The following is a 10,187-nucleotide window of genomic DNA, read 5'->3' as shown; positions in this document are numbered from 1 at the left end:
AGTCGTGGCTGACATCGGCCTCAAATCGACCATGAGCACTGTCATACTTGAGCAGATGGGCGTTGGTTTCGGCGTCGCCAAGGTCGTTAATGGCAACAACCTGTAGCTGGCTCCGGTAGTTATTTTCATACAATGCTCTGAGAACATTGCGACCGATGCGGCCAAAACCGTTGATTGCGATACGGATCGTCATTGTCTGACTCCTTGGGTGGTCGTTTTTTGTTCGTTTTACCTCAGTAATGTAGTAAATATAACAACAAAAAAAGAAGAAATGAACGATTAACCGGTGGAAATGCCAAAAAAAGGAAGTAAAATTACGTCTAAAAACGACCACTCTAATAAATTACGCAATGGAGCCCACCATGCACCCGACCGTAGATAAGGTTACCCAGAGAATCATCGAGCGCAGTCGCCCAACGCGGCAGGATTACCTGAACCGCATGAATGCCCTCAAAGCCCAGTCTCCACACCGGAGCTCTCTGTCCTGCGGCAATCTGGCCCACGGTTTCGCGGCCTGTAATCAGGGCGACAAAGACACCCTGAAATTCATGAACAAGGCCAACGTGGCCATGGTAACGGCCTATAACGATATGCTTTCGGCCCACCAACCCTACGAAAAGTTCCCGGATATTATTCGGGAGGCGGCCCGTGGAATGGGGTCGGTGGCTCAGGTGGCCGGGGGTACGCCGGCCATGTGTGACGGCGTAACCCAGGGCCAGCCGGGTATGGAGCTGAGTCTGTTCTCCCGGGACACCATTGCCATGAGTACGGCCGTGGCCCTCAGTCACAACATGTTCGATGCCACGCTGCTTCTGGGGATCTGCGACAAGATTGTGCCTGGCCTTCTGATCGGCTCGCTGAGCTTCGGCTATCTCCCTACCATTCTGGTCCCCGCAGGGCCGATGCCTTCAGGGCTCCCGAACAAGGAAAAGCAGCGGATTCGCCAGCTTTACGCCGAGGGCAAGGTTGGCAAGGAAGAATTGCTGGAGGCCGAGAGCAAGTCCTATCACAGCCCCGGCACCTGTACGTTTTACGGCACCGCCAACAGCAACCAGCTGTTGGTGGAAGTCATGGGCCTGCATATGCCGGGGTCTGCGTTTGTGAACCCCAATACGCCGCTCCGTGATGAGCTTACCCGGGCGGCGACCGAGCAGGTGATCAGGCTGTCCAAGCCTCACGGTGGCGAGCTGGGTCTGGGCGATATGGTGGATGAAAAGAGCATCGTCAATGCTCTGGTGGCGCTGCTGGTTACTGGCGGTTCCACCAATCACACCATTCACTGGATAGCGATTGCCCGGGCGGCGGGGATGATCATCGACTGGAACGACTACGCCGAGCTTTCCTCCGTGGTTCCGTCCATGACCCGGATCTACCCTAACGGGCAGGAAGACGTGAATGCTTTCCACGAGGCTGGCGGAACGCCGTTCCTGATCAGGGAGCTGCTGAGCGGCGGATACCTTCATAACGATGTGAACACAGTGGTTGGCTATGGCCTTGAGCGCTATACCGAGATGCCGGAGTTGTCGGATGAGCAACTGGTGTGGAAGCCCGCGCCGGAAAAAAGCCTTCGCCCGGATGTGCTCAGCCCGGTTGCCGAGCCGTTTGCACCCGATGGTGGGCTGAGGGTGCTTGATGGCAACCTTGGTCGGGGCGTTATCAAGGTCTCTGCCGTTGCCCCGGAGCACCGTAAAGTTGAAGCACCGGCCGTTGTGTTCAACGACCAGAACGAACTCAAGGCAGCCTTTGAGGCAGGAGATCTGGACAGGGATTGTATTGTGATCGTGCGTTTCCAGGGTCCCAAGAGCAATGGCATGCCAGAGCTGCACAAGCTTACCCCCTACCTTGGCGTGTTGCAGGATCGCGGATTCAAGGTGGGTCTGGTGACGGATGGCCGTATGTCCGGTGCGTCGGGCAAGGTGCCTGCGGCGATCCATGTCTACCCGGAGGCGCTGGACGGTGGCCCGCTGGCCAAAGTCAAGAATGGCGACATGGTTTGTCTGGATGCCGAGAGTGGTGTTCTTGTCATCCGCGTGGATGATCAGGAGTTCGCCGGCCGGGAATCTGAAAAAGCGGACCTGACCGGGTATCATCACGGCTACGGTCGGGAGTTGTTCGGCTGGATGCGACGTGCTGCCAGCAATCCCGAGGAAGGGGCCAGCTTTTTCTGGAATCACGAGGCATGACAGCAACACACTATTCACTGGTCGGTGATATTGGTGGCACCAATGCGCGTTTTGCCCTAGTAGAGCAGGGAACCGTGCAGCCTCGTGCCATCAAGATTTTGCCCTGCGGGGAATACGCGAACCTCGATGACGCAGTGCGGGATTACCTGGCTCGGGTTGGGGTTTCGGAGGTCGATGGGGCCTGTCTGGCTGTTGCCTCACCGGTTCGCGGGACCCAGGTTCGGATGACCAACAACCACTGGCTTTTCGATACCGAAGAAGTTCGGGCACAGTTTGGCTGGTCCAGGTTCAAGGTGATCAACGATTTTACCGCCATGGCCCTCGGCGTTCCTCACGTTGCGAACGACCATCTGGTGCATGTTTGCGGCGGCCCCGGTGACATCCGGCGCCCCCGGCTGGTGATGGGTCCGGGAACCGGGCTCGGTGTTTCAGGGCTGGTGCCCATCGAGCATGGCTGGGTGCCGTTGATGACCGAGGGTGGCCACGTGGATTTCGCGCCCACGGACGATACCGAAATGGCTGTGCTGCGGATTCTCAAGGCCTGGTTTGGCCGGGTTTCCGTGGAACGGATCCTGTGCGGTCAGGGCTTGTTGAACCTGTATCAGGCCCATGCGGAGATTCAGGGCGTTGCGGCGCCACTGGATGCGCCGGAGAAAATCACCGCGGCTGCGCTAGAAAACACCGACAGGCTGGCCCGCCACACGCTAAGCCATTTCTGTGAAATTCTCGGTCGGGTAGCCGGCAATGGCGTTCTGACCCTGGGTGGCACAGGCGGTGTCTTCCTGTGTGGCGGAATCCTGCCCCGTTTCCTCGAGTTCTTTCTCGAAAGCCCGTTCCGAAATGGCTTTGAGGATAAGGGAAGAATGCGCCCGCTGCTGGAGTTCACACCTGTTTATGTGGTCACCGAGCCCTACACCGGCCTGCTGGGGGCTGCCGAGGCACTGGGCAATCCTGAGGTCTGAGGCCGGATTGCCGTTGCCGGATCAGAGGTAGTGCACCATCTGGCGCTGATCAAAACGGTACTGGCGGTTATAGACGCCGTTTTCAGCCCGTCTGCCGGCTGCCAGTACCATGGTTACCAGTCCTTTTCCGGACAGATTAATAAGCTTCTTCACTCGATGCTCGTCAAAACCCTCCATGGGGCAGGAATCATACCCGTGAGCGCGGAGCGCAAGCATGAGGTTCTGGGCAGCCAGGGCTGTGGATTTGGTAGCCCAGATTTTCATCTCGCAATTGGAGTAGGGCCCCCGGGGCACCGGCCTGGTAATTCCCACCGCAAGGCCTGCCGCTTTTTTGGCTAAACCCAGAATACCAAGCGGCCCCTGGTTGTAATGAATCGGGGCAACTTTGCGGTAGTATTTTTCGACGATGGGCGGCAGTTTTTCTTCTGGCCAATCCTCAAGAGCTTGCCGTGCATGAGCCCGCCAGCTATCCGGTCGGGCAACCACTACGATCAGCGCAGCGGCGGTTTTCGCTGCATTCTGGCCAAGACAGGCGTGGGCGAGTTCTGCCTTGAGCTCCGGCGTGCGGACAACGAAAAATTCCCAGGGCTGAAGGTTACTGGAATTCGGAGCCAGGGTTGCCAGTTCCAGGCAATCTTCAAGCACGGCCTCAGGAATCGGCTCATCGGTGAAGCGCCTGATGGAGCGGCGCGTGCGAACAACTTTCCGGAACTCTTCGATATCGATTTCCGGCAGCGGGAGAGAGCCTGCTTTCGCATTCATGATGTGTCCTTCGAGACTTGTTGTGTCGTGATTGTGCCTCTATCGTTACGGGAAATGACGGTATATGCAATCACCCTGATAACGGAACGCTCATGACAGAGGACCTTTCCCGGCTTCCCTTCGATGACCTGGTTCGGCGCGTGCGGGCGTGTACGCTTTGCGCCGAGGTTCTTCCACGCGGGCCGAGGCCTGTCATACAGATATCTGAAAGCGCCAGAATTCTCGTAGTCGGGCAGGCTCCGGGCAGGCGCGTGCATGAAACCGGGCTGCCCTTCAACGATCCCAGCGGCGATAGGCTTCGGCAATGGATGGGGGTTACCCGGGATACCTTCTATGACGAGCAGAAGCTCGCGATCCTGCCGATGGGGTTTTGCTATCCGGGTACCGGAAAATCCGGGGATCTTCCGCCGCGGCCGGAGTGCGCGCCAGCCTGGCGCAATTTACTGTTGGATCATCTGCCAGACATAGGTCTGACTCTTGTTATCGGGCAGTATGCGCACACCTGGCATCTGCCGGACTGTCGTCAGTCCGTAACGGCCAATGTTGAGCATTGGCAGAAGTATTGGCCAGAGATAGTCCCAATGCCTCACCCCAGCCCAAGAAATAACCTCTGGCTGCGTCGGAATCCATGGTTCGAAGACGAGGTTGTGCCCCAGCTGCAACAAAGAGTTGCCCTGCTTCTTGGGCCGGAGCAACAGTGACCGGAGGGGTTCAGGCGCTGTGATGGAGCGAAGTCTTGCGAGTGTCGGCACAAGCGCTTTTCATCAGGTAGCGGTCCAGTGCTTCCACATCCGCGTCGCTCGAATAAAGTCCCTGTTTAGTACGACGCCAGAGAATATCCTCCGAGGTCATCGCCCATTCGTTCTTTATCAGGTGCTCGACTTCCCGTTGATAGAGGGTTCCTGCGAAGTGTTCGCCCAGATCGTCCATTGAGTGGCAATTATGGAGAATGTCGTAACTGGTTGTGCCGTAGGTACGCACATAGCGACTGATCACCTTCTCGGAGAGCCAGGGAAAATCACGTCTGAGGGTTTCTTCCAGTGCTTCATGATTGGCAAAGTCTCCGCCCGGCAAAACACCAGTCTTGGTCCAGCGACCGCCGGCTTCCGGGAAGAACTGGCACAGCTTGTCCGTGGCGGCTTCGGCCAGTTTGCGATAGGTGGTGATCTTGCCTCCGAATACCGAAATCAGCGGCGCCTTACCTTTTTCACTATTGACCTCAAAGGAGTAGTCCCGTGACGCTTTCTGGGCATTCTCCTGTTCATCGTCCATCAGGGGCCGCACGCCAGAGTAGGACCAAATCACATCCGAAGGCTCCAGTTGCCGCTTGAAATGGGAGTTTACGATGTTCAGGAGATAGTCGGTTTCTTCAGGTGAGATCTTTGCTTTTTTCGGGTCGCCTTCATAATCGACGTCGGTGGTGCCCACCAGTGAGAATTCGTCCTCGTAGGGAATGACGAAAACGATCCGCTCGTCCTCGTTCTGAAGGATATAGGCCTCGGTGCCCTTGTTCATGCGCGGTACCACAATATGACTGCCTTTCACCATGCGAATCATCTTGGGCGCCGGCATTGAAAGAGTCTCACCGAACAGTTTGCTTACCCAGGGGCCAGAGGCATTCACAATAGCCTTCGCCGATACCGTTTTTTCGGTTTCGTTGGTCATATCACGAAGTGTGACCTCCCATTCCTTTGAGCCCTGTTCTGCCTTGACGCATTTGGTGCGGGTCAGTATCTGTGCGCCAAACTGCTGTGCTTTCTTTGCGGTCAGCACCACGAGACGGGCATCGTCTACCCAGCCGTCCGAGTATTCAAAGCCTTTGGTGATATCGGGCTTCAGAGGGTCCTTCTCATCAAATTTGATCGAGCGGGAGCCCGGAAGGATTTCCCGTTTTGCCAGATGGTCATAGAGAAACAGGCCGGTGCGAATCATCCAGGCTGGCCGCAGGTGAGGGCGGTGAGGCAGCCGGAAACGCATGGGCCACATGATGTGTGGTGAGTTGCGAAGCAGAGACTCGCGCTCGGCTAGGGCTTCCCGGACCAGGCGAAATTCATAATGTTCCAGGTACCGCAGCCCACCATGTATCAGCTTGCTGCTGCTTGATGAGGTGGCTGAGGCCAGGTCATTCATTTCGCAAAGCAGAACTTTCAGTCCCCGTCCCGCCGCATCCATGGCAATGCCCGTGCCGTTGACTCCGCCACCAACGACGATAACGTCAAACTGCTCATGCTCCATAGCCATTGTTGGTCATCTCCTGACGACTCTGAAAAGGCGCTTTGTTGCGATGCGCACTTTTCAGTGTTCAATATGCGGTATATCGCTATTATGCGAAAGGCATATATATTCGTAAAGGAAAAAATAGAAAAAAAACGAAAAACGTAGCGCGATCACCTTTTCGCAGAGGGGAACAAGCGAAAAACTATTAAACGATATGGAGCTGAGCGTTGTGTTCGTTCAGCAACTGACGGATTTCTACGGGAGGTTGCTGATCCGTAAACACATGATCGGCCTGGGAAATGTTACCGAGACGGACCATGGCATTTCGTCCGAACTTGGAGTGGTCGGCAGCAAGAAGGACCTGGTTGGAGTTGGCGATGATTGCCTGAGCGACTCGGACTTCGCGGTAATCGAAGTCGAGGAGGGAACCATCATTGTGAATACCGCTGATTCCAATGATGCCGAAGTCCATCTTGAACTGATTGATGAAGTCCATGGTAGCTTCACCGACAATTCCGCCATCACGGTTGCGCACCTCTCCGCCAGCGATGATTACATGGAAATCTTCTTTGGCCGAAAGAATGGACGCAACGTGCAGGTTGTTGGTAACTATCTGTAGGTTGTTCTTCTCAAGCAGAGCCTTAGCGATGGTCTCGGTGGTGGTGCCGATATTGATGAACATGGAGGAGTTGTCAGGGATGAGCTCCACCAACGCTTGTGCAATTCGTTCCTTGGCTTCCAGATCCATTATCTTTCGAGCCTGGTAGGCGGTGTTGACTGTGCTGGAGTCAATGCCTGCTCCGCCATGGTGTCTGCGGAGCTTTTTCTCCTTGGCGAGTTCATTCAGGTCCCGGCGGATCGTCTGGGGCGTTACCTTGAATTGGTCCACCAGCTGTTCGGTCGTGACAAAACCGTTCTGCTGGATCAGCTCCATAATAAGATCCTGTCGGCGACGCTGTGCCATGAAAGCCTCCTCCGCTTTATCATTTTTCTCATGCGAAATACTGTGCGTCCGAAAACAGTTTTAAAGCTTAGTAGTTTTCAGCGGGTTATGCAGCTTCTTTAAAAGGTTCGGCGAGTTGGACGCGCGCTTTAAGTGAAAACTACTTGGAATTTATGTTCAAAAAAGCAAAAATGCGAAAAAATAAGAAACCCAGGTCGAAATACCATGAGTCAGTACATACTTTCCATCGATCAAGGTACAACCAGTTCCCGTGCCATACTCTTTGACCTACTGGGCAACATACACGCTATCCGCCAACAAGAGTTTCCCCAACATTTCCCGGCAAGCGGCTGGGTTGAGCACAATCCGGAGGATCTCTGGTCATCGGTTCAGCACACCTGTGACGCGGTAATGGCCGAAGAGTGTGGTGATTGCGGTAAAGTGGTTGCCGTAGGCATCACCAACCAACGCGAGACCACGGTAGTCTGGGATCGGAATACCGGAGAGCCCGTATACAACGCTATCGTCTGGCAGGACCGGCGAACCGCCTCCTACTGCGAGTCCCTGAAACGTGAAGGGCTCGAACCCTGGGTCAACAGCAAGACCGGTTTGCTGATTGATCCTTATTTCTCGGCCACCAAGATCCGTTGGATTCTGGAAAATGTCGACGGAGTGCGGGAACGAGCGGAGCGCGGTGAGCTCGCATTCGGTACCGTCGATAGCTTTTTGTTGTGGCGACTAACCGGTGGCCGAGAGCATCGCACTGATGCGACCAATGCCAGCCGTACGATGCTGTTCAACATTCACAACCAGAAATGGGATCCGGAGCTCCTGGAGCTTTTCGGCATTCCCGAATCGCTGTTGCCGGAGGTGATGGACTCTGCCGATCAGTTCGGAGAGATCACAGAGGGTGGAGCCCTTAACGGAACCTCGGTGCTCGGTATTGCTGGAGATCAACAGGCCGCTCTATTTGGTCAGACCTGCTTCGGCATTGGCATGGCGAAGAGCACCTACGGAACCGGTTGTTTCCTGATGCTCAACACTGGGGACAAAGCTTTGCAGTCGAAACACCGCTTGCTCACAACGGTGGCCTATCGGCTGAACGGTAAGCCTACCTACGCCCTGGAAGGCAGTATTTTTATCGCGGGCGCAACCATTCAATGGCTGCGAGACGGACTTCAGCTAATCCGGAATGCTTGTGAAACAGAGCCGCTCGCAGAGGGTACGCCCATGGACCACGGAGTATATCTGGTGCCAGCATTTACAGGACTCGGCGCGCCCTATTGGGATCCCAATGCAAGAGGCGCCATTTTCGGTCTTACCCGCGATACCGGTATAAAAGAGATTGTCACGGCGGGCCTGCAGTCTGTTTGCTATCAGACCAAGGATCTGCAGAAAGCCATGGAAAAAGACGGCATTCGCCCGGTCAACCTCAGAGTTGACGGTGGCATGGTGGCCAACAACTGGGTGCTCCAGTTTCTGGCTGACATTCTCGGTGCGAGGGTGGATCGCCCGTCGTTGGTTGAAACTACTGCGCTGGGCGCTGCCTACCTAGCCGGCCTGAAAGCCGGAGTCTATGGCTCTCTTGAGGAACTCTCGGATCTGTGGTGCTGTGACCGGAATTTTGAACCAGTCATGACGAAGCAGAACCGGGACAAGCTTTACGATGGCTGGATCCAGGCAGTTCAGAAGCTTTGACGATACGATGTTGCGGAAACGCGGTTTAGCGAACCCCTAATTCCCGAAGACGCTTGTATAGTGTGTTTCGGCTGATGGCCAGCTCTCTCGCTGCCTGTGACACGTTGCCAGTGCACTTGCGGTACACCTTGAGAGTTGTGGCGAGTGTATCCTCCTGTTCAACCTCAACGCCCGGGGCTCGTGGTTCCGCTATCCGTGGATCGGATTCCTCGCCTGCGGCGGTCTCGAATTCTGCAAGAAAGTCTTCCGGTAAATGCCATACCTGCACATCTTCCCCGTCAGCAATGGCGATCGCCACCCGCAACACGTTCACCAATTGGCGGATATTACCCGGCCAAGGGTGGTTCTCAAAGGCCGAAAGCACTTTAGGAGACAGCTGTTCCGATTGACCAGGGTCACGGTGTCGGGAATAGAGGTTCTGTATCAGCAGCGACCTGTCGGATCGGTTTCGGAGCGCAGGGAGTTCCACGCATAGCCCGTTGATCCGGTAGTAAAGGTCCGCCCGGAAATGGCCGCTTTCGATACGTGTGCCCAGTGGTTGGTTGGTTGCGGTAACCAGCAGAATATCAACGGGAACGCTGTCGGTAGAACCCACTGGCGTAACCAGCCGTTCCTGGAGTACCCGTAGCAGCCTGGATTGGGCCGACAGGGGCATTTCGCCAATCTCATCAAGAAACAGGAGGCCTTTGTGGGCCTTTCGAATAAAGCCCAGCGAACCCTGCGCCCGGGCGCCGGTGAAGGCGCCGGCTTCGTAACCGAACAGTTCCGACTCAACCAGTTCCGGCGGAATGGCCGCGCAGTTAACCGCGACCAGTGGTTGATCCTTTCGGTGGGATGCCCGGTGAAGGGCCTTGACCAGCACTTCCTTGCCGACCCCTGTCTCGCCGGTGATAAGAACCGGGACACCCCGCTGAAGTACTTTGAGACTTTGTGTAGCGCAACGCTTTACTGCCGAATCACCGAACTCCAGGTTGTCGATACCCAGCAACTCATCTGAATAACAGCCCTCGTTCGACTGAGATAACCGATCGATCCGATTCGGGTTTTCGTTAACCCTTGTAGGGCGTTTGATCCTTGCGCTCAGTCGCACCTTGCTGCGAGTGGTCAGTTGCAAGGTTTCAGTTTCTGGATGCTCAAGAATTTGATGCCGGCGGCTCGTAAACAACTCATCCAGGCGGGCCTCGACGGTATTCATTCCCAGTAACTGGTCCGCTCGCTGGTTGCTTGCAATGACCTTTCCGAAATCATCGCAAACCAGGATGCCCGACCAGGGGCTGTCAAAGTTATCCGCCGTGGTGTTCAGGGTAATCTGAAAATGATCGGGGCCAAACTGACGTTTGATGAGACGATTTTCGACAGATTGTGAAAGTAGCCGAACCATGCCGAGGGTGTGGGCCTGTGGCAGGTAAGCGTCGCTGAATA

9 protein-coding genes are annotated in these 10,187 nt (G+C 55.6%); 4 read left to right on the top strand and 5 right to left on the bottom strand.

Annotated features, from left to right (window positions below; genetic code table 11):
• On the bottom strand, positions 1 to 193 hold a 193-nt coding region (locus tag B2W52_RS07680; RefSeq protein ID WP_286802268.1), incomplete at its 3' end, for a glyceraldehyde 3-phosphate dehydrogenase NAD-binding domain-containing protein.
• 169 nt (positions 194 to 362) lie between these two features.
• On the opposite strand from B2W52_RS07680, the gene edd reads away from it, so the two are divergent.
• Complete coding sequence (gene edd, locus B2W52_RS07675) at positions 363 to 2,183, top strand: phosphogluconate dehydratase (RefSeq protein ID WP_286802265.1); 1,821 nt, start codon at positions 363 to 365, stop codon at positions 2,181 to 2,183.
• Positions 2,180 to 3,145, top strand: coding sequence for a glucokinase (gene glk / locus B2W52_RS07670; RefSeq protein ID WP_008174623.1), 966 nt, complete (start codon positions 2,180 to 2,182; stop codon positions 3,143 to 3,145). Before edd ends, glk begins: the two co-directional genes overlap by 4 nt.
• A 21-nt stretch (positions 3,146 to 3,166) precedes the next feature.
• Here glk and B2W52_RS07665 read toward each other — a convergent pair whose 3' ends face one another.
• Positions 3,167 to 3,907 carry a nitroreductase family protein gene (locus tag B2W52_RS07665; RefSeq protein ID WP_008174625.1) on the bottom strand — a complete coding sequence of 247 codons (741 nt, stop codon included), beginning with the start codon at positions 3,905 to 3,907 and terminating at the stop codon, positions 3,167 to 3,169.
• A 92-nt stretch (positions 3,908 to 3,999) separates the two neighbouring features.
• Between B2W52_RS07665 and B2W52_RS07660 the strand changes: the two genes are divergently transcribed.
• Complete coding sequence (locus B2W52_RS07660) at positions 4,000 to 4,608, top strand: uracil-DNA glycosylase family protein (RefSeq protein ID WP_273070498.1); 609 nt, start codon at positions 4,000 to 4,002, stop codon at positions 4,606 to 4,608.
• Between the two features lie 10 nt (positions 4,609 to 4,618).
• On the opposite strand, the gene glpD is transcribed toward B2W52_RS07660, so the two are convergent.
• Together glpD and B2W52_RS07650 are read right to left on the bottom strand one after the other, a co-directional pair.
• A complete protein-coding gene (gene glpD / locus B2W52_RS07655; RefSeq protein ID WP_008174629.1) occupies positions 4,619 to 6,148 on the bottom strand; it encodes a glycerol-3-phosphate dehydrogenase in 1,530 nt (509 codons plus the stop codon).
• 181 nt (positions 6,149 to 6,329) lie between these two features.
• A complete protein-coding gene (locus tag B2W52_RS07650; protein WP_008174631.1) occupies positions 6,330 to 7,088 on the bottom strand; it encodes a DeoR/GlpR family transcriptional regulator in 759 nt (252 codons plus the stop codon).
• Positions 7,089 to 7,292: 204 nt separating this feature from the next.
• On the opposite strand from B2W52_RS07650, the gene glpK reads away from it, so the two are divergent.
• Positions 7,293 to 8,765 carry a glycerol kinase GlpK gene (gene glpK / locus B2W52_RS07645; protein WP_273070497.1) on the top strand — a complete coding sequence of 491 codons (1,473 nt, stop codon included), beginning with the start codon at positions 7,293 to 7,295 and terminating at the stop codon, positions 8,763 to 8,765.
• A 25-nt stretch (positions 8,766 to 8,790) separates the two neighbouring features.
• On the opposite strand, the gene B2W52_RS07640 is transcribed toward glpK, so the two are convergent.
• Positions 8,791 to 10,187, bottom strand: a 1,397-nt coding sequence (locus tag B2W52_RS07640; protein ID WP_286802257.1) for a sigma-54-dependent Fis family transcriptional regulator, incomplete at its 5' end; no start/stop codon positions are given.

This window comes from Marinobacter sp. UBA2498 (assembly GCF_002341575.1).
Classification (GTDB): Bacteria; Pseudomonadota; Gammaproteobacteria; order Pseudomonadales; family Oleiphilaceae; genus Marinobacter; species Marinobacter manganoxydans.
This window is presented reverse-complemented; position numbering and strand designations above follow the sequence as displayed.